Annotated in this window: 18 protein-coding genes; 10 read left to right on the top strand and 8 right to left on the bottom strand. The window is 72.9% G+C overall.

Annotated features, from left to right (window positions below):
• Positions 1-130: 130 nt before the first annotated feature.
• Both HMPREF9062_RS05535 and HMPREF9062_RS05530 read right to left on the bottom strand, forming a co-directional pair.
• Entirely contained in the window at positions 131-760 is a 630-nt protein-coding gene (locus HMPREF9062_RS05535; protein WP_009749078.1) for a MarC family protein, read from the bottom strand.
• Between the two features lie 20 nt (positions 761-780).
• Positions 781-1,626 (bottom strand): PHP domain-containing protein, encoded by an 846-nt coding sequence (locus HMPREF9062_RS05530; protein ID WP_009749077.1) that lies wholly within the window; start codon positions 1,624-1,626, stop codon positions 781-783.
• A gap of 92 nt (positions 1,627-1,718) precedes the next feature.
• On the opposite strand from HMPREF9062_RS05530, the gene HMPREF9062_RS05525 reads away from it, so the two are divergent.
• The 4 genes from HMPREF9062_RS05525 (at position 1,719) to HMPREF9062_RS05510 (ending at position 5,963) form a co-directional block, all read left to right on the top strand.
• Positions 1,719-2,831 (top strand): Gfo/Idh/MocA family protein, encoded by a 1,113-nt coding sequence (locus HMPREF9062_RS05525; RefSeq protein ID WP_009749076.1) that lies wholly within the window; start codon positions 1,719-1,721, stop codon positions 2,829-2,831.
• 82 nt (positions 2,832-2,913) lie between these two features.
• Entirely contained in the window at positions 2,914-4,503 is a 1,590-nt protein-coding gene (locus tag HMPREF9062_RS05520) for an aminopeptidase P family protein (RefSeq protein WP_034254764.1), read from the top strand.
• Between the two features lie 120 nt (positions 4,504-4,623).
• Complete coding sequence (locus HMPREF9062_RS05515) at positions 4,624-4,992, top strand: ArsR/SmtB family transcription factor (RefSeq protein WP_009749074.1); 369 nt, start codon at positions 4,624-4,626, stop codon at positions 4,990-4,992.
• On the top strand, positions 4,989-5,963 hold the full coding sequence (locus HMPREF9062_RS05510; RefSeq protein ID WP_009749073.1) for a cation diffusion facilitator family transporter: 975 nt from the start codon (positions 4,989-4,991) through the stop codon (positions 5,961-5,963). Before HMPREF9062_RS05515 ends, HMPREF9062_RS05510 begins: the two co-directional genes overlap by 4 nt.
• Positions 5,964-5,995: 32 nt before the next feature.
• On the opposite strand, the gene HMPREF9062_RS05505 is transcribed toward HMPREF9062_RS05510, so the two are convergent.
• On the bottom strand, positions 5,996-6,853 hold the full coding sequence (locus HMPREF9062_RS05505) for a sugar phosphate isomerase/epimerase family protein (RefSeq protein WP_009749072.1): 858 nt from the start codon (positions 6,851-6,853) through the stop codon (positions 5,996-5,998).
• Complete coding sequence (locus HMPREF9062_RS05500) at positions 6,850-7,656, bottom strand: general stress protein (RefSeq protein ID WP_009749071.1); 807 nt, start codon at positions 7,654-7,656, stop codon at positions 6,850-6,852. Before HMPREF9062_RS05500 ends, HMPREF9062_RS05505 begins: the two co-directional genes overlap by 4 nt.
• A 79-nt stretch (positions 7,657-7,735) precedes the next feature.
• Between HMPREF9062_RS05500 and HMPREF9062_RS05495 the strand changes: the two genes are divergently transcribed.
• From HMPREF9062_RS05495 to HMPREF9062_RS05475, 5 genes are read left to right on the top strand one after another with little or no spacing between them, the layout of a single operon-like run.
• Positions 7,736-9,028, top strand: a complete 1,293-nt coding sequence (locus tag HMPREF9062_RS05495; RefSeq protein WP_034254763.1) for a magnesium transporter MgtE N-terminal domain-containing protein — start codon at positions 7,736-7,738, stop codon at positions 9,026-9,028.
• Positions 9,021-9,593, top strand: a complete 573-nt coding sequence (locus HMPREF9062_RS05490; RefSeq protein ID WP_009749069.1) for a DUF1003 domain-containing protein — start codon at positions 9,021-9,023, stop codon at positions 9,591-9,593. Before HMPREF9062_RS05495 ends, HMPREF9062_RS05490 begins: the two co-directional genes overlap by 8 nt.
• Positions 9,590-11,317 carry a PEP/pyruvate-binding domain-containing protein gene (locus HMPREF9062_RS12115; protein WP_009749068.1) on the top strand — a complete coding sequence of 576 codons (1,728 nt, stop codon included), beginning with the start codon at positions 9,590-9,592 and terminating at the stop codon, positions 11,315-11,317. The genes HMPREF9062_RS05490 and HMPREF9062_RS12115 overlap by 4 nt, the downstream gene beginning before the upstream one ends.
• The gene (locus tag HMPREF9062_RS05480) at positions 11,286-11,768 is read left to right on the top strand and encodes a PEP-utilizing enzyme (RefSeq protein ID WP_009749067.1); all 483 of its coding nucleotides are present in this window, start codon (positions 11,286-11,288) and stop codon (positions 11,766-11,768) included. Before HMPREF9062_RS12115 ends, HMPREF9062_RS05480 begins: the two co-directional genes overlap by 32 nt.
• 58 nt (positions 11,769-11,826) lie before the next feature.
• Complete coding sequence (locus HMPREF9062_RS05475; protein ID WP_009749066.1) at positions 11,827-12,972, top strand: P-loop NTPase; 1,146 nt, start codon at positions 11,827-11,829, stop codon at positions 12,970-12,972.
• 46 nt (positions 12,973-13,018) lie between these two features.
• On the opposite strand, the gene HMPREF9062_RS05470 is transcribed toward HMPREF9062_RS05475, so the two are convergent.
• Complete coding sequence (locus HMPREF9062_RS05470; RefSeq protein WP_009749065.1) at positions 13,019-13,729, bottom strand: twin-arginine translocase TatA/TatE family subunit; 711 nt, start codon at positions 13,727-13,729, stop codon at positions 13,019-13,021.
• A gap of 206 nt (positions 13,730-13,935) precedes the next feature.
• Here HMPREF9062_RS05470 and HMPREF9062_RS05465 point away from each other — a divergent pair, with 206 nt between their 5' ends.
• Positions 13,936-14,571 carry an O-methyltransferase gene (locus HMPREF9062_RS05465; RefSeq protein ID WP_034254760.1) on the top strand — a complete coding sequence of 212 codons (636 nt, stop codon included), beginning with the start codon at positions 13,936-13,938 and terminating at the stop codon, positions 14,569-14,571.
• Between the two features lie 186 nt (positions 14,572-14,757).
• On the opposite strand, the gene HMPREF9062_RS12490 is transcribed toward HMPREF9062_RS05465, so the two are convergent.
• The 3 genes from HMPREF9062_RS12490 to dapE all read right to left on the bottom strand — a co-directional run bounded on the left by HMPREF9062_RS12490 (position 14,758) and on the right by dapE (position 17,069).
• On the bottom strand, positions 14,758-14,925 hold the full coding sequence (locus tag HMPREF9062_RS12490) for a DUF3117 domain-containing protein (RefSeq protein WP_009749063.1): 168 nt from the start codon (positions 14,923-14,925) through the stop codon (positions 14,758-14,760).
• A 92-nt stretch (positions 14,926-15,017) separates the two neighbouring features.
• Positions 15,018-15,788: a TIGR00730 family Rossman fold protein gene (locus HMPREF9062_RS05460; protein ID WP_034254759.1), complete on the bottom strand. Its 771-nt coding sequence runs from the start codon at positions 15,786-15,788 to the stop codon at positions 15,018-15,020.
• Between the two features lie 66 nt (positions 15,789-15,854).
• Positions 15,855-17,069 carry a succinyl-diaminopimelate desuccinylase gene (dapE, locus tag HMPREF9062_RS05455; protein ID WP_009749061.1) on the bottom strand — a complete coding sequence of 405 codons (1,215 nt, stop codon included), beginning with the start codon at positions 17,067-17,069 and terminating at the stop codon, positions 15,855-15,857.
• Positions 17,070-17,146 lie beyond the last annotated feature (77 nt).

Raw genomic sequence — 17,146 nt, 5'->3', positions numbered from 1 at the left:
GGCGCCGGGACGAGCGGCGACAAACCGCGGCGCACTCGCAAGCGCACCCGCGGCGGCAAGCCCGTCACCCGCTCGGAGGACTGACCCGGCCGGACGCCCCGGGGCCGCGGTGCACCCGCCGCGAGCGCGCTCACAAGCCGAGGCGTATGTAGGCCAGAACGCCATCGGCGATCATCTGCACCGCGATCGCCGCGAGCAGGAGGCCGAAGATCCGGGTCAGGACCCGGATGGCGGACTCCCCGAGGAAGCGGTGCAGGCCGACGGAGAAGCGCAGCGTGGCCCAGATGACCGCGTGCGTGGCGATGATGGCCGTGGTCACCGATATCCACCCGGCGACGGGGCTCGGGGCGGATTCGACCGCCACCATGGCCGCGACGATGGCCCCGGGTCCGGCCAGCAGGGGCGTGCCCAGCGGAACCAGTGCCGCATTGGCCCTCACCGCCTCCGGGTCGGGACTCTCGTCGGTCCTGTCAGTGAGCAGCTCGAGGGCCACGAGCAGCAGAAGCAGGCCCCCCGAGACCTGCAGGGCGGGTACGGAGATTCCGAGGAACTTCAGGATGTAACGTCCGAAGATGGCGAAGGCCAGGATGACCGAGAAGGAGACCAGGGTGGCCTGACGCGCGGAGCGCCTGCGCTCGGCGGGGGTCTGCCGGCTGGTCAGCGACAGGAAGACCGGCACGGCGCCGAGCGGATCCTGGATGACGAGCACCGTCGTGAAGGACGTGGCGAACAGGGCGGGGCTGAAGACTGCGTCGATCATGAGCGGGTCCCTCGGCGGTCTCAGGCGGATACGACAGGGAGCGCGCCCTCGTCGACGATGCGTGCGAGCAGGTCGGGCGGCATGAGGTTCTCGCCCAGGCGGTTGGGCTTGCCCTCCCCGTGGTAGTCGGAGGACCCGGACATTCCCAGCTCCAGCTCGGCGGCGAGGGCCCGGGCGGCCGCCCGCCCGGCGGCGTCGTGGTCGCGGTGGTCGACCTCGAGGGCGGCCAGGCCCGCCTCGGCCATGGCGGCGAAGGTCGCGTCGGGAACGAGGCGCCTCTGCCGTCGGCTCGCGCGGGGGTGGGCCGCCACCGGCACTCCTCCGGCACGGCGCACGAGTGCGCAGGCCTCGACGGGATCCAGCGCCCAGTGGTGCACGTAGTAGGGCGAGCCGGCGGCCAGCGGTCCAGCGAAGGCGGCCGACCGGTGCGGGAAGGAGCCGGCGGCCACGAGCGCGTCGGCGATGTGGGGCCGCCCGACGCTGACCGCGTCGCCGGCCCGCTCGACGACGTCGGGCCAGGTGATCGGGTAGTCGGACGCGAGGCGCTCGACCATGCGCCGGGCGCGCTCGCCACGGCTGTCGCGGACCCGTGCGAGAGCCGCGGCGAGCGCGGCGTCGGCGGGATCGAAGAGGTAGGCGAGCAGGTGGAGGGTGATGCCGTCGGCGGCGCAGGAGATCTCCGCGCCGCGCAGCAGGCTCACCCCGGTGCCCGGGACGGCGTCGGCGGCCTCGTCCCATCCCGCGATGGTGTCGTGGTCGGTCAGACCGACGACGTCAAGTCCCGCGCGCGCGGCGGCGACCATGAGGGCGGCGGGGGCGTCGGTTCCGTCCGAGCGGGAGGAGTGGGCGTGGGGGTCGATTCGCACGCCCGTCAGTGTAGGGCCGCAGGCGGGAGCCGGCGGTCGGGCGGCCGACAGCGCCGGGAGGACGCGGGGCCGGGGCGGGAGGATGTGGGAGGATGGGGGGCATGAGCGCATCCGCCGTCGTGTCCGCACCGCCTGTGAGGATCGGTCTGGTCGGCGCCGGTTTCATCGCCCGCTGGGTGATGGACGCCGTCGCCGTCCTGCCTCAGGCCCGGGTGGCGGCCGTCGCATCCGCTCGCCCCGAGCACGCGGCCGCCTTCGCCGCCGAACACGGCATCGGAGCCTCCTACGCGACGCTGGAGGAGATGCTCGCGCACGGCCGCCCCGACGGCCCGACCCCTCTCGACGTCGTCTACATCGGCTCCCCGAACGCGCTGCACGCCGACCAGGCCATCGCCGCCCTCGAGGCGGGATTCCACGTCCTGGTGGAGAAGCCCTTCGCACTCGAGCCCGCCCAGGCCCTGGCGATGGTCGCGGCCGCACGGCGCCACGATCGTTTCCTCATGGAGGGGTGGCTTCCGGCCTTCGACCCGGGGACGGCGGCCCTCCGTCGGACCCTTCCCGCACTGCTGGGCGACGGGCCGGGCCCTCACCGGGCGACCCTGGTCAAGGAGCAGTACTCCAGCCGCATGGATCGACTGCGCGCCGGGGAGCTGCCGCCGGCCTTCGACCCGGCGCTGGGGGGCGGTAGCCTCATGGACCTGGGCGTCTACCCGGTCTCGCTGGCGATTCATCTGTTCGGGGAGCCGAGCCGGGTGAGCGCCACGGGCAGAATGCTCGACTCGGGCGCGGACTCCCACGGCGTCGTCGTGCTCAGCTACGACCGGCTCGGAGGCGCCTGCGCCCGGGGCGGGCCCGAGCAGGGCGCCAGTCCCCGCTCCCGGGAGTCGGGGCCGCGCACGGACCTGGAGGTCGTGTGCCTGCACTCGAAGACCTCGCCCGCCGGCATCGGCTGCTGCATCGCCTCGGACCGCACCGTCGCGACCTTCGACGACTGCCAGTGGCCCCGCACCATCAAGCTGACGGGACCGGACGGGCAGGAGGATCTGTCGGTGCCGGACGACGGCTCCCCCGCTCTGGCCGGGGAGCTGGCCGAGGTCTGCCGGCTGGTCGCCTCCGGGGCGAGGGAGTCCGACCTCCACCCCTTGGCGGCGTCGGTCGCCTCCACCCGCGTGCTGTCCCGGGCCCGCCATCAGCTGGGCCGGTAGCTCCCCCGACTCCGCCGGCCGGACGGGCGACGGATCGCCGGCGCGGTTCGGCTCGATGCGCTCGTGGTGGGAGGATGAGGTCATGAGCGAGATGAACCACTCCTCCCCCTCCGCCCCGCAGTCACCGGCCCAGTCCCCGACTCAGTCACTGGCCCAGCGCGGCAACAATCGCTCCCGTCAGCCCACCAACGAGGCCTTCCGCGACTTCATCGGCTCGGGCTGGGGCCCGCGCCCCTCCGACCCGCCGCGACGCAGCGACGCCGCCCCATGGGCCCAGGCCCGTCGTGCCGCTCTGGGGGCCCTCTTCCCCGGCGAGCGCCTGGTCATCCCCGCCGGACCTCTGGTGACCCGCAACAACGACTGCGACTACCGCTTCCGCCCCCATTCGGCCTTCGCCCATCTGGCGGGTACGGGAACCGACTTCGAGCCCGACGCCGTCCTCGTCCTCGATCCGCTCACCGTACCCGGTCAGCGGGTCGAGGCGGACGAGCCCACCCACGAGGCGGTGCTCTACTTCCGCCCCCGGGCCCCCCGGACGAGCGAGGAGTTCTACGCCGACCCGCGCTACGGCGAGCTGTGGGTGGGGGTGCGCCCCTCCATCGAGGAGGTCGAGGCGGCCACCGGGATCCGCTGCGCCCACATCGACACGCTCGGGGACGCCCTGGCCAAGGACGCGGGCGCCGACGCGGTCCGGCTGCGGGTGGTCGCCCAGGCCGACGCCGCGGTCACTGCGCTGGTGGACCGGGTGCGCCAGGCCGCGGGACTGGCGACCGACCAGGCCGCCCGACAGGCCGACGACGCGCTGGCGGAGGCCACCAGCGAGCTGCGCCTGGTCAAGGACGCCTGGGAGGTCGACCAGCTCCAGGCGGCCGTGGACGCCACCAAGGCCGGTTTCGATAACCTGATCCGCTCCATCCCCCGTGCGAGGGGCCATTGGCGCGGGGAGCGGGTTCTGGAGGGGGCCTTCGGGGCCAGGGCGCGCGAGGAGGGCAACGGCCTGGGCTACGAGACGATCGCCGCGGCAGGGGATCACGCCAACACGCTGCACTGGATCAACAACGACGGTCCCGTCGAGCCGGGTCAACTGGTGCTGGTGGATGCAGGCGTGGAGGTCGACTCCCTGTACACGGCCGACGTCACCCGCACGATCCCGGTGGACGGGCGCTTCACCACCGCCCAGCGCCGCGTCTACGAGGCGGTGCTGGAGGCCGCCGACGCCGCCTTCGCCCGGGCGGGCGAGCCCGGCTGCCGCTTCCGCGACGTCCACACCGCCGCCATGGAGGTCATCGCGGCCAGGCTTCAGGAGTGGGGGCTGCTGCCGGAGGGCGTCACGGCCGCGGACTCGCTGGGTCCCGAGGGCCAGTACCACCGGCGCTGGATGGTGCACGGCACGAGCCATCACCTGGGACTGGATGTGCACGACTGCGCCCAGGCGCGCCGCGAGATGTCCATGGACGCGGAGCTCGTCCCCGGCATGGTCTTCACGATCGAGCCCGGCCTGTACTTCCGCGCCGACGACCTGCGGGTGCCCGCCGAGCTGCGCGGCACGGGCGTGCGGATCGAGGATGACGTCGTGGTGCGCGAGGACGGCCGGATCGACTACCTGACCGCCGCCATCCCGCGCACGGCCGACGACGTCGAGGCCTGGGTGAGCGGGCTCATCGCCCAGTGACCGGCAGACCCGGCAGCCCTGGGCGAGGGGCGCGGTCCCGGCGTCGGCCCCATGGGGAGGCGCCGAACCCGGGCACGACCTCACCCTTGCATCATCGTCGTATACCGATATAATCGGCGCATGGCGAAGGTTCATGGGCTGTTCCCCACCGACATCATCGACGATACCTCGGCCGTTCGCGACGCGACGTCCCCGGCAGCGGTCCTGTCCGTCCTGGCGGACCCCACACGCCTGGCCATCCTCTCCCACCTGCGCGGAGGCGAGCACCGGGTCAGCGAGCTCACCGAGCACCTCGGCCTGGCCCAGTCGACCGTCTCCCAGCACCTGGCGATCCTCCGCGGCGCCGGGCTCATCTCCACCGACATCCACGGCCGCGCCCGCGTAAGCACCCTGGAGCACCCCGACGAGCTCACCGCCGTCCTGGTCGCCGCCCGGACGCTGGCCCGCTCGGCGGCGGAGTCCGCCGACGGCGACGAGGAGCCGGCATGAGCGCCGCCGGCCCCGGCACGCAGTCCTCCGATCGCGGTAACGACCGCGATGGCCCCGGGCACGGCGATCACGGGGGACGCGATCGCACGACGGGCGCCTCCCGGGGGCGTCTCGCGGTCGCCCTCGCCCTGACAGCCGCGGTGCTCGTCGCCGAAGCGGTCACCGGCCTGCTCACCGGCTCCCTGGCCCTCCTCGCGGATGCGGGCCACATGCTCACCGACACGGCCGGCCTCATCATCGCCCTGACGGCCGCTCACCTGGCGGCGCACCCGCCCACGGACCATTCGACCTGGGGCCTGCGCCGCGCCGAGGTCATCGGCGCCGCCGGCCAGGCCGGCATGCTCGCCGTCGTCGGGATCGTCGTCGGCGTACGCGCGGTCATCGACCTGACGGCCCCCGGCGAGATCGAGGCCGAGGGCATGCTCGTCATGGGTGTGATCGGCCTGATCTCCAACGTCGCCTCCATCCTCGTCCTGGCCGGCGGGCGCGGGGAGAGCCTCAACACCCGGGCGGCCTTCCTGGAGGTGGTGGGCGACGCCCTCGGCTCGCTGGGGGTCATCGTGGCCGCCGGCGTCGTCGCATTCACGGGATGGTCACGCGCGGACGCGGTTGCCTCGCTGCTCATCGTCATCCTCATCGTCCCGCGGGCGCTGAGCCTGCTGCGCTCAGCAGGACGCGTCCTCATGGGCTTCACCCCCGAGGCCCTCGATCTAGCCGAGGTGCGCCGCCACGTCTTGGGCATCGAGCACGTCGAGGACGTCCACGACCTGCACGCTTGGACCGTCTCCTCCGGGCTGCCGGTCCTGACCGCGCATGTGGTCGTGCGCGATCAGTGCCTGCTCGACGGGCACACCGCCCGCATCCTCGATCGGCTCCAGGCGTGCGTGGCCGAGCACTTCCCCGTGCCCGTGCGCCACTCGACCTTCCAGCTCGAGCCCGCCTCCCACCGCGCGCACGAGCGCATCTGCTGACCCGGTGCGCCCCGCAGAATCGACCGCGGCCCTCAGCCCGTGCGATAGCGCCTGCGCGTGGGGGCGGGGACGTGAACGTTCTCGGTGCGCCCCTGACCCTCGAGATGCTCGCGCGCGAAGGCCAGGGCGCTGGCCAGGGCCTCACGGCGCTCGACGGCCGTCATGGAGCCGGTCTTGACCTCGACGACGACCTGGCCGCCGCGCCCTTCGAAACCGGTGCCGGCCAGGTGGGTCAGCACACCCGCGCAGTCCTGATCGCCCTGGCCGGGCAGCAGGTGATCGTCGCGGAACCCGGGCACGCCGTCGGTCAGGTGGAGGTGACGCAGGGTCGGGCCCAGGGCGCGCGCCATGGCCAGGGCATCCGAGCCGGAGGTCGCCGCGTGGGAGATGTCGAGGGTGACCGAGCGGTACCCCTGCCCGACCGGGTCCCAGGTGGGCGTGTAGGCCTGGAAGTCCCGGGTGGAGTGGGCATCGCGGGGCCGCCAGGTGAACATGTTCTCCACGCACAGGTGCATGCCGGTGGTCATCTCGCGCAGGGCCACCCCGGCCACGAAGCCGCGCGCGTAGCGGGTCTGCCAGAAGAAGGGCGGATGGAGGACGACGCTGGGCGCGCCCAGGGCGAGGGCGAGCTCGATGGAGCGGTCGACCTTGCTCCACGGGTCGGCGCCGAAGACTCCCCGGGTGAGCAGGAGGGTGGGGGCGTGCACCGCCAGAACCGGCTGGTCGTAGCGCTCGGCCAGCCCGGCCAGCGTCCGCGGGTCCCGGCTGGCGCGCTCGGACCACACCATGACCTCGACGCCGTCGTAGCCGAGCTCGGCGGCCAGTGCGAAGGCGGTCTCGACGCCGGTGGGCATGAAGCAGGCGCTCGACAGCCCGACGGGCACGCTCATGCTCCGCCGCCCCCGGAGCCGTCCCGCGAGCCCGCTCCCGGGCCGCCGGGGGGCCGTAGATAGGGGTCGACCTCCTCGCGCCCGCCCGACGTCTCGGCCGGCTCGGCCGGCTCGCCGGCGCCGTCGTCCGGCGAGCCACCATCGCCCGGGGAGTCGGAGTCGTCGGAGGGGGGCGTGACCTCGGACACGCGGACGCCGTAACGGGGGCGCTCGTCGGGGCGTGAGCCGAACGCCGTCGGCGCTCCGGCGCGCGTGCGCTCCCGGGCCGAGCGACGCTCGTGCGCACGACGGGCCGCCGCACCGCCCCGCGAGAGGTTGCCGGGCACATCGGCAAGCGCCCGCGCCGCCTCGACGGCCCGCGACGAGGCGATGATCGAGTAGCGCGAGGCGACGACCTGGCTGACCGAGGTGAAGTCCCTCCGACCGCGGGTGAGCGCGTAGGCGCCCATCTGGAACACGATCCCCCACACGACGCCCAGAAGCACGGCCGTCGTCAGACCCGTCGTGCCGGTCGAGCTGGGCCCGATCAGAGCCATCATGGCGCCGAAGAACAGGCCGATCCACAGCCCCGACCCGGCGCCCGAGGCCATCGCGCGCCCCCAGCTCATGCGTCCGGTGATGCGCTCGACCTGCCGCAGGTCCGTACCGACGATGGCGAGGTACTGCACCGGGAAGCCGTCGTCGGACAGCGAATCGACGGCGTGCTGGGCCTCGGCGTAGCTGGCGAAGGAGGCCACCTCATCGCCTCGGGGCATGAGACCGCCCCGGGCTGAGAGCGCGGGTCGCGCGGAGAACTGGGTCATGATCCCATCGTCCCACGGCGCGGCCCCGCCCAGGGACCCGTTACCGGCTCATCATGCCCATGGCGCATAAGGTGTGCTCGTGGAGAACACCAGGACGCGCACAACCCCGAGGGTCTTCATCGCCCGGCTCGTGGGCACGACCATCTTCGATCCCCTCGGAGACGCGGTCGGCAAGGTCCACGACGTCGTCGTCCTCATCCAGCTGCGCGGGGAACCACGAGCGGTGGGCCTGGTCGTCGAGGTGCCCGGGCGGCGACGCGTGTTCCTTCCGCTATCACGGGTGACCGCCATCGAGCCGGGGGCGGTCATCACGACGGGGGTGGTCAACATCCGCCGCTTCGAGCAGCGTCACGTCGAAACCCTCGTCGTTGGCGAACTGCTCGACCGGGTGGTCACCATGCGGGACGGCACCGGGCGCGTGACGATCCGCGACGTCGCCATCGAGCGGGACCGCGGCATGGACTGGAAGGTGACTCGGCTGTTCGTCCAGCGCGGCGCCTCGGGTCCGCTGGGCCTGCGCCGCGGCGAGAGCCTGACGGTGCGCCCCCAGGAGGTCGCCGGTCTGGCGGGCAGCGCCGACCAGCAGGGAGCGACGGCCCTGCTGGCCACTATGGAGGACCTCAAGCCCGCCGATCTGGCGGACGTGCTCTCCGACCTGCCCCTGCCCCGTCAGATCGAGGTCGCCGCCGAGCTGTCCGACGAGCGTCTGGCCGACGCCGCCGAGGAACTGCCCGCGGACGACGCCGTCGCCCTGCTGTCGGGGCTGGACGCCGCCCGCGCCGCCGACGTCCTGGACGCCATGCAGCCCGATGACGCCGCCGACCTGGTCTCCGAACTGCCTCTGCCCAAGGCCACCGAGCTGCTCGGACTCATGCAGCCCGAGGAGGCCGAGGACGTGCGCCGCCTCATGCGCTACGACGACTACACCGCCGGCGGCCTGATGACGACCGAGCCGATCATCCTGCCGCCCGAGGCCAACGTGGCGACCTTCCTCGCCCAGGCCCGCAAGGCCGAGGTCCCGCCCGCCCTGGCGGCGATCGCCTTCGTGTGCCGCCCCCCGCTGGAATCGCCGACGGGACGCTTCGTGGGGATGGTCCACTTCCAGCGGGCTCTGCGCGAGCGGCCCCAGCGCCTGCTCGGCTCGATCCTGGACAAGGACCTCGACCAGGTCCACGCCGACGACTCGATCGGAACGGTCACGCGCCTGCTGGCCACCTACAACCTGACGGCCCTGCCCGTCTTGGACGAGGCCGGACGGCTGCTGGGCGCCGTGTCCGTCGACGACGTCCTGGACCACCTCATGCCCGACGACTGGCGCGAGGCCGACGACGCCGTCACAGACGAGATGATCGAGAGGAGCGCCAATGCCTGACCAGCTCGACCAGCCGCTGTCCACCGGCGGGGTCCGCCGCCTCCGTCTGGGATCGCGCACCTCGCGATCCGACGGCTTCGGCCGCTTCGCCGAGGCCACGGCCCGATTCATGGGATCGCCCAGGTTCGTCCTGTACATGACGGTGTTCGTCGGCGCGTGGATCGTGGCCAACCTCCTGCTGGCCAGGATGCAGAGCGCCTGGGACCCCTACCCCTTCATCCTGCTCAACCTGGCCTTCTCCACCCAGGCCTCCTACTCCGCGCCCCTGATCATGCTCGCCCAGAACCGTCAGGACGACCGCGACCGGGTGACCGCCGAGCAGGACCGTCAGCGCGCCCAGCGCAACCTGGAGGACACCGAGTTCCTCACCCGGGAGATCGCCTCCCTGCGTCTGGCCCTCAACGACGTGGCCACCCGCGACTTCGTGCGCAGCGAGCTGCGGGACGCGCTCGAGGAGATCCTCGCCGAGGAGCGCCGAACCCGCCACGAGATCCACGACGAGTTCTGCGAGGAGGAGGCCGCCCCCGACGGCCCGCCGCGAGCCGGGGAGGGAGAGCCCCGATGACGATCGGGCGCGGCGCCGGACGCCTGGTCCTGGACATCTCGGAGGCCGACGACCCCGCCGAGGTCGGGGAGGAGGCGCTGGACCTGGGAGGGCGCGCCCGCGACGGACTGCCCGTCCCCGCGGGGTTCTGCGTCACGACCTGCGCCTACCGACTGTCGCTGATCGGGATCAGCCTGCCCACCGGGCGCGCGGCGCGAGGGGCCTCCCGCGCCGCGCTACTGCACGAGGCGCTCCTGACCGCGCCCGTACCGCCGGACGTGCGCCACGCGATCACCCGCGCCTGGGCCGAGCTGGGGCGCCCGGCAGTCGCCGTGCGCGCGTCGGCCGCCACCGGGGATTCATCGCCCGCCCGCGCGGCCGGCCGACGGAGCGCCGCTCTCCTGGCCGTCGGGGAGAAGGGGCTTCTGGACGCCATCAGGCGCTGCTGGGCCTCCCTGTGGGACGGGCGGACGGCGACCCCCGCCCAGGACGGGGCCGGTCGAGCACGATCCGAGCGGGGGCCCGACGAGCCGGCTGCCGGCGTCGTCGTCCAGACCCTGGTGGACGCCGACGTCGCCGGGGCGCTCTTCACCCGCGACCCCCTCTCGGGCGGGGACGACATCGTCGTGACCGCCTCCTACGGACTGAGCGAATCCGTGGCCCCCGGCGCCGTCACCCCTGACGTCTTCCAGCTGAGCCGGGACGGACGGGTGCTCGAGCGCACCATCGGAGCCAAGCGGATCCGGGTGGACCTCGGGGCGGACGGCGCGGTGACCTCCCCCGTGCCGCCGGACGATCGCGTCCGCCCCTGCCTGGACCCGCCCGCCCTGCGGGCGCTGGCCGGGCTCGGTCGGAGGGCCGAACGACACGACGGCACGCCCCAGGACATCGAGTGGGCCCTGGCCGGCGACCGGCTCCACCTGCTGCGCGCAGGCCCGATCACGGCCGTCGCGCACCAGCCGCAGCGAGCAGGCCCCGAACCGGCCTCCGGCTCCGCTGAGTCCACCGGGTCAGCGCCGCCCGCGGGCCCGCTGGCGGCGTTGGCCCGCCTCGTGCGCCACGATCTGCTGACGCGCATGCCCTCCCCCGTTCCGCTCAACCTCGTCATGATGCGGCGGTTGGCCGGTGCCGCGCTCGGGCTGCTCGATGAGGCGGGCCTGGGCCGCGGACGCGCCGAGGACCTGCTGACCGGCGATGACGACGGCGTCCTGGCCTTCGCTCCGCCGCCGCTGCGAGCGGGACCCGGCACCCCGCTCGCCCTGGCCCGCCTGACCCGGAGGGTGCTGACGGTGCTGACCCGGGACTGCGAGGCCCGGGCGCGGGATGAGACCCGCATCCGAGCGCGCACCGACCGTCTGCGCACTCGCGCCGAGCGCCTCGCGGAGGCGACTGACGCCGAGGCCCTGGCCGTCGTCGACGACGCCGTCGAGCTGGCCGGCCGGATCCTGGAGCTGCGCTATCGCCATTGCCTGCTTCCCATGATCCTGACCATGATCCCCAGGTACGCGCGGGCGGGCGCCCTCATCCGGTTCGCCGCCCGTCCGCACGGCCCGCCGCGCCCGGCACGGCGGGCCGCCGGCGAACCGCACGTCCTCCGCCGGGAGCGGGAGGGGGCCCTCCGCCTCCTCGACGGGCCCGGGCGGGCGGCCCGTCGGGCGGTGGACGAGATCGCCTCCCGGTTGGCGGGCCGGGACCCTGACCGCCGCCGAGGACGTGAGCCTGCTCTACTACGAGGAGGTCTGTGACGCCCTCGAGGGCGCCCGCGGGCCGCGATTGCACGAGACGATCCGGCGCCGGCGACGGGCCCAGCCCCGGGCCCTCGCGCAATGGAGACGGGCGGGAGGCCTGCTCACCCCCTTCGGAACCGCCGGCCTGCGCGGGCTGCCGGGCGGCGGCGGAGCCGCAACCGGAACCGCGCGCGTCGGCCTCGACCCCGGTGACCTCCCGCGCCTGCGCCCCGGCGAAGTCCTGGTGTGCCCGTACGCCGGCCCCGCCTGGACGCACCTGCTGACGGCGGCCGGCGCCGTCGTCACGGACACCGGCGGCCCCCTGTCCGGCCCTGCGATCATCGCCCGCGAGCACGGGATTCCCGCCGTTCTCGGCACGAACGATGCTACCGCCGCCATCCGCGACGGGGCGCGGCTGCTCGTCGACGGCGACGCGGGCCGTGTCGACGTGCTCGACGGCCGGGCATGATCCCGGACGTGCTCCTCACCACGATCGGGTGGTCGCCGACCACTCATAGGATGGAGCCATGTCCGCACCCACCGAAGACGCAGTTCGTCAGGCCCTGAGTCGGGTCATCGACCCCGAGCTCCGCCGCCCGATCACAGATCTCGGCATGGTCGAATCGGTTGAGATCAGCCCGGCCGGCGTTGTGACCGTCGCCGTCCTGCTCACGGTGGCCGGATGTCCGCTCAAGGACACGATCACCGCGGACACCCGTAAGGAGGTCGGCGGCCTGGAGGGCGTCAGCGACGTGCAGGTGCATCTGGGCGTTATGACCGACGAGCAGCGCGCCGAGCTGCGCGCCCGTCTGCGCGGGGGCGCAGCCGAACCGACCATCCCCTTCACTCAGCCGGGCAGCCTCACGCGCGTGTACGCGGTGACGTCCGGCAAGGGCGGCGTCGGCAAGTCCTCGGTCACGGCGAACCTGGCGGCGGCCCTGGCCGCCCGGGGGCTGGCCGTGGGCGTCGTCGACGCCGACATCTACGGCTTCTCCATCCCCCGCATGCTCGGCGTCGAGCAGATACCCACCCAGCTGGACGGCATGATCGTCCCGCCGGTGGCGTACGGGGTGAAGGTCATCTCGATCGGCATGTTCGTCGAGGACGGGCAGCCGGTCGTGTGGCGCGGGCCCATGCTGCACCGGGCCGTCCAGCAATTCCTGACCGACGTCTTCTGGGGCGATCTGGACGTCCTGCTGCTCGACCTGCCGCCCGGTACCGGCGACGTCACCATCTCGGTGGCCCAGCTCCTGCCGGAGGCTGAGATCCTTGTGGTGACCACCCCGCAGACGGCGGCCGCCGAGGTCGCTGAGCGCACCGGCCTCATCGCCGCCCAGACCAAGCAGAAGGTCGTCGGCGTTATCGAGAACATGTCCTGGATGCCGCAGCCCGACGGTTCGCGCCTGGAGATCTTCGGCTCCGGCGGCGGGCAGACGGTCAGCGACTCGCTGACGCGCACCCTGGGCTACGAGGTGCCTCTCCTGGCCAGGCTGCCGTTGGACATCCGGCTGCGGGAGGGGTCCGATGACGGCTCACCGGCCACGGTGGCCCGCCACGGCGGTCCCACGGCCGACGCGCCGGCCGCTCAGGAGCTGGTGGAGGTGGCGGCCAGGCTCGCCCACCGCTCCCGCGGGCTGGCCGGAAGGAAGCTGAGCCTGAGCGTAGCGACCTGATTCTCCGGCGGATCCCGGGTCCGAGGCCCGGTCCCGCGGCCCTGGCTCACACGTCGAGCACGGCGGTCGCAGCCCCGGCGCGAGTACGGGCGGCGGCGTTGGCGGCGCGCACGATCTCGCGCGGGGAGATGGGACGGCCCGCCGGCGCCCCGGGCCCACCCGACGTGCCGGCGGGCTCGTCCCCGGTCAGGCTCGAAGGCACCGGAGCCGGCTCCGAGGACGCGCCGTCGGCCGGAATGACGGACCGGCCGGCGTCGGTCGACTGCGCACCGTCGACCGGGGCGGGCTCGGCGGGCCCGGGCGCACCGGTCTCCTCGCCCGGGACGTCGGATGGAGCGGAGGCGGAGTGAGCCTCGTGCGCCTTGTCATCGATCATTCGCGTGAGCTTCTTCGAGCGGGATCGGGCCTGGGCGTTGAACGTGCCCGCGGCCTCGTCCGTCGCATCCTTGGCCGCCCTGACGGTCGACTGGAAGGGGGTGGCCAGATCCCTGCGGATGGCGTCCAGATCCTCGCCCAGGGCGTCGCGCACGATCTTGCGCGGGTCGTAGTTCCGCGGGTCGAGGTCGGACAGGTTCAGATCCGCCAGCTCGGGGCCGACCTCCTCGGCGATCTGCTCCTTGGTGTCGTCGAGGAACACCCTCAGGCGGCGTACGGCCTGCGTCAGTCTACGGGTGTACTCAGGCAGGCGCTGCGGCCCGATGACGATTACCGCCACCAGTACGATGACGAGGAACTCGGGTCCGGATATGCCTAGCACGCAGCCAGTATAGGGAGAGAAGGAACGCGGCGGGAAACGTGCGCCGTTCCACCCCGTCCGGGTACGCATCGCCAAGGGCGATACCGGTCACGGGTCCACGACCTGGAACAATAATGGCATTCATCCGCGCCCGTCCCGCCCGAGGATCCGCACGGGCGGGACGCGATACTACGCGGCCACTGGTCGCAGCACGGAAGGTGGACACGGTGAGTGCCGACAAGACCCTGAGCTGGTCCTACACCGAGGAGTTCCCTCACGAGGACGAGCAGACCGCCGAGGCCAGGTTGCGCGGCATCGAGCTCGGTATCGCACCGGTCTCCCCGGGGACGGGCGCGGCCCTGCGCATGCTCGCCGCCGCCGTCGCCGCCAAGTCAGTGGCTGAGATCGGCACCGGCACCGGCGTCTCCGGCCTGTGGCTGCTGGGCGGAATGGGGCCGGACGGCGTGCTGACAACCATCGACGTCGAGCCCGAGCTCCAACGCGAGGCGCGCAGGGCCTTCGATGCCGCCGGCTACCCGGGGGCGCGCACCCGGATCATTCAGGGGCGGGCATCCGACGTCCTGCCCCGCATGGCCGCCCGCTCCTACGACATGGTCGTCCTCGACGTCGAGCCGGAGGAGACCGCCGAACTGGCCGCGCCGGCGCTGCGCATGCTGCGCGTGGGCGGCGTTCTCGCCTCCACACGGGCCCTGTGGAACGATCACGTCGCCGACCCCGCGCGCCGGGACGCCGCCACCGTCGCAGCACGGGAACTCGGCAAATCCCTGCGCGGACGCGACGATGTCCTCGCCTCTCTTCTGCCGGTGGGCGACGGGCTGCTGGTCGCCGTCCGCCGGGCCTGAGCCGCGAAACGCGCAGGACTCTCGGCTCATGAGCGCGACGACGAGCGATGAGAACTGACGACGAGCGATGAGAACTAAAGACCGCTAAAACTCACGAATATCTCACGGGGCTGCTGGACATACATCGGCCGGGGCGGACGCCGTCATCGTCCGCCCCGGCCGATCCCGATCAGCAACGGCGCGTCGTCAGTACTTCACAGAGGCCAGCGCCTCCTGGAGCTCCTTGACCTCATCAGACGTGATCTCAACGACCAGACGGCCGCCGCCCTCCAGCGGAACACGCATGATGATCGAACGACCTTCCTTGACAACCTCGAGAGGCCCGTCGCCGGTCCTGGGCTTCATGGCAGCCATGAGCTCCCCTTTCAATGCTCCAGCGCGGATTCATCACCGCACTGCCCACATCATTCTACGGCACAACGACACCGATTCTCAGGGAAACGTGGTTAAGTCCACGATGGGTGGACCGGCATCCCGCCGGCCCGCAGCCGGCGCGCGCCATCGACGACGTAGTCGACGGCCTCTTCGGCCGAGTCCACAACGTGCAGAAGATCGACGTCCTGCGGAGAGATTGCGCCGGCCCGCGCGAGTGTGCCGCGGATCCAGTGCGTCAGACCGCCCCAGTAGTCCGAACCGACTAGCGCGATCGGGAAGGAGGAGACCTTACCGGTCTGGACAAGAGTGACGGCCTCGAAGAGCTCGTCGAGCGTGCCCATGCCGCCGGGCATGACGACGAATCCGTCCGAGTACTTCAGAAACATCGTCTTGCGAGCGAAGAAGTAGCGGAAGTTGATCCCCAGGTCGACGTACTCGTTCATCTCCTGCTCGCGCGGGAGCTCGATGCCCAGGCCCACCGAGACGCCGCCGGACCGATGCGCCCCCTTGTTGGCGGCCTCCATCATGCCGGGCCCTCCGCCGGTGATGACGCCGTAGCCGCGCCGCGCCAGCCCCGCGCCGACCTGCTCGGCCATGGTGTAGAAGGGGTCGTCGGGCGTGGCGCGCGCCGACCCGAAGACGCTGATGGCCGGCCCCAGCTCGGCCAGGGCCCCGAAGCCCTCGACGAACTCGGACTGGATGCGCAGGACGCGCCACGGATCGGCGTGCAACCACTCGGTCCGCCCGCGACGGTCCAGCAGACGCGCATCGGTGGTCTGCGCGGGGATCTGGGTCCCGCGCAGCAGCACGGGCCCCTTGCGGTAGGTCTGTCTATTGCTCATGGCGGGCATGATGCACCAACCGGTTCGCGGGTGCGGACGTGTCCGCATCTTCTGCAGGAGCCGACCTCATGCCAGCCAGGCGCGCAGGACGTGCGCGACGGCCTCGATCTGCGCCACCGGGCAGTGCTCGTCGTCGGTGTGGCACTGCATCGGGTCGCCCGGACCGAGGTTGACGGCGGGCGTGCCGGCCGCGCAGAAGCGGGCGACGTCGGTCCACCCGTACTTGGGGCCCACCCCTCCCCCGCGCCCGCGCACCAGGCTGATGAGCTCGCGCGCCATCGGGGAATCGAGCCCCGGCCGTGCCGCCGGGCTCAGGTCGTCGAGCTCGACCGCGACCGTCCCGCTGCCCACGTCAATGGTCGGGTCGGCCTCGTCGCCGTCGGCGTCGAGGCCCGCCAGGATGCGCTTGGCGCGGGACAGGGCCGCCTGAGCCGCCAGGTCGGGAGCGAAGCGGTAGTTGACCGTCAGACGGCAGTGATCGGGCACCGTGTTGGTCGTCGCGCCCCCTTCGACGAGGACCGCGCTGAAGGACTCCCGGTAGGCCAGGCCCTCGACTTCGACGGTGCGCAGCGGGGCCGTCTTGACTCGTTCGATGAGGGTGGAGGCGGCGTGGATCGCGTTGACACCGCGCCAGGCCCGCCCCGAGTGGGCGGCCCGGCCGGGCACATGGAGGATGAGCCGCAGGGTACCGTTGCACCCGCCCTCGATGCCGGCTCCGGTGGGCTCGCCGAGGACGGCCAGGTCAGCGCCGAACCAGTCGGGGTGGGCCGCGAGCGCCCGGCCGAGTCCGTTGCGCTCCCCGACGACCTCCTCGTTGTCGTAGAGGACCCAGGTGACGTCGCGACGCGGGGCGGTCAGAGTCGCGGCGAGATGAAGGGCGACGGCGACACCGCCCTTCATGTCGACGCTACCGCGCCCCCACACCACGCTCCGCCCTTCGCGGGTCTCCAAGCGGCCCGGAACGTTGCCGGTGCGGCGCGAGGCCGGCACGGTGTCGAGGTGCCCGGCGACGATGACCCGCTCGTCGCGGTCCAGGTGGGTGCGGGCGACGACCGTGTCGCCGTGGCGCAGGACCTCTAGGTGGGGGTGCTCCTCCAGCGCGGCCTGGACGGCGTCGGCCAGCGGTCCCTCGGACCCCGACGCGCTCGGGATGGATACGAGGCCGAGGGTGAGCCGGCCGAGATCGCCGGCGAGGTCGGGCAGGGCGATGCCGGCGCCGGGCCCGGTCGAACGGGTCGGCTGAGTCGGTTGAGTGGAGGCATCGGTTGCGCGATCGGTCATGGCTCAAGGGTACGGCGGGGCCCGCCGGGCCGACGTCGTCCCCCGGCTCATCCGGAGCCGAGGGCACCGGGCTCCCG

The sequence above is a fragment of the Actinomyces sp. oral taxon 448 str. F0400 genome (assembly GCF_000220835.1).
Classification (GTDB): domain Bacteria; phylum Actinomycetota; class Actinomycetes; order Actinomycetales; family Actinomycetaceae; genus Actinomyces.
Note: the sequence above shows the minus strand (reverse complement) of the source record. Positions and strands in the feature narration are given on the sequence as shown.

Excerpts from the sequence above, each read along its gene's own strand:
- HMPREF9062_RS05535 (WP_009749078.1), bottom strand. The coding sequence starts at position 760 with ATGATCGACGCAGTCTTCAGCCCCGCCCTGTTCGCCACGTCCTTCACG.
- HMPREF9062_RS05525 (WP_009749076.1), top strand. The coding sequence starts at position 1,719 with ATGGGGGGCATGAGCGCATCCGCCGTCGTGTCCGCACCGCCTGTGAGG.
- HMPREF9062_RS05520 (WP_034254764.1), top strand. The coding sequence starts at position 2,914 with ATGAGCGAGATGAACCACTCCTCCCCCTCCGCCCCGCAGTCACCGGCC.
- HMPREF9062_RS05515 (WP_009749074.1), top strand. The coding sequence starts at position 4,624 with ATGGCGAAGGTTCATGGGCTGTTCCCCACCGACATCATCGACGATACC.
- HMPREF9062_RS05510 (WP_009749073.1), top strand. The coding sequence starts at position 4,989 with ATGAGCGCCGCCGGCCCCGGCACGCAGTCCTCCGATCGCGGTAACGAC.
- HMPREF9062_RS05505 (WP_009749072.1), bottom strand. The coding sequence starts at position 6,853 with ATGAGCGTGCCCGTCGGGCTGTCGAGCGCCTGCTTCATGCCCACCGGC.
- HMPREF9062_RS05500 (WP_009749071.1), bottom strand. The coding sequence starts at position 7,656 with ATGACCCAGTTCTCCGCGCGACCCGCGCTCTCAGCCCGGGGCGGTCTC.
- HMPREF9062_RS05490 (WP_009749069.1), top strand. The coding sequence starts at position 9,021 with ATGCCTGACCAGCTCGACCAGCCGCTGTCCACCGGCGGGGTCCGCCGC.
- HMPREF9062_RS12115 (WP_009749068.1), top strand. The coding sequence starts at position 9,590 with ATGACGATCGGGCGCGGCGCCGGACGCCTGGTCCTGGACATCTCGGAG.
- HMPREF9062_RS05475 (WP_009749066.1), top strand. The coding sequence starts at position 11,827 with ATGTCCGCACCCACCGAAGACGCAGTTCGTCAGGCCCTGAGTCGGGTC.
- HMPREF9062_RS12490 (WP_009749063.1), bottom strand. The coding sequence starts at position 14,925 with ATGGCTGCCATGAAGCCCAGGACCGGCGACGGGCCTCTCGAGGTTGTC.
- HMPREF9062_RS05460 (WP_034254759.1), bottom strand. The coding sequence starts at position 15,788 with ATGAGCAATAGACAGACCTACCGCAAGGGGCCCGTGCTGCTGCGCGGG.
- dapE (WP_009749061.1), bottom strand. The coding sequence starts at position 17,069 with ATGACCGATCGCGCAACCGATGCCTCCACTCAACCGACTCAGCCGACC.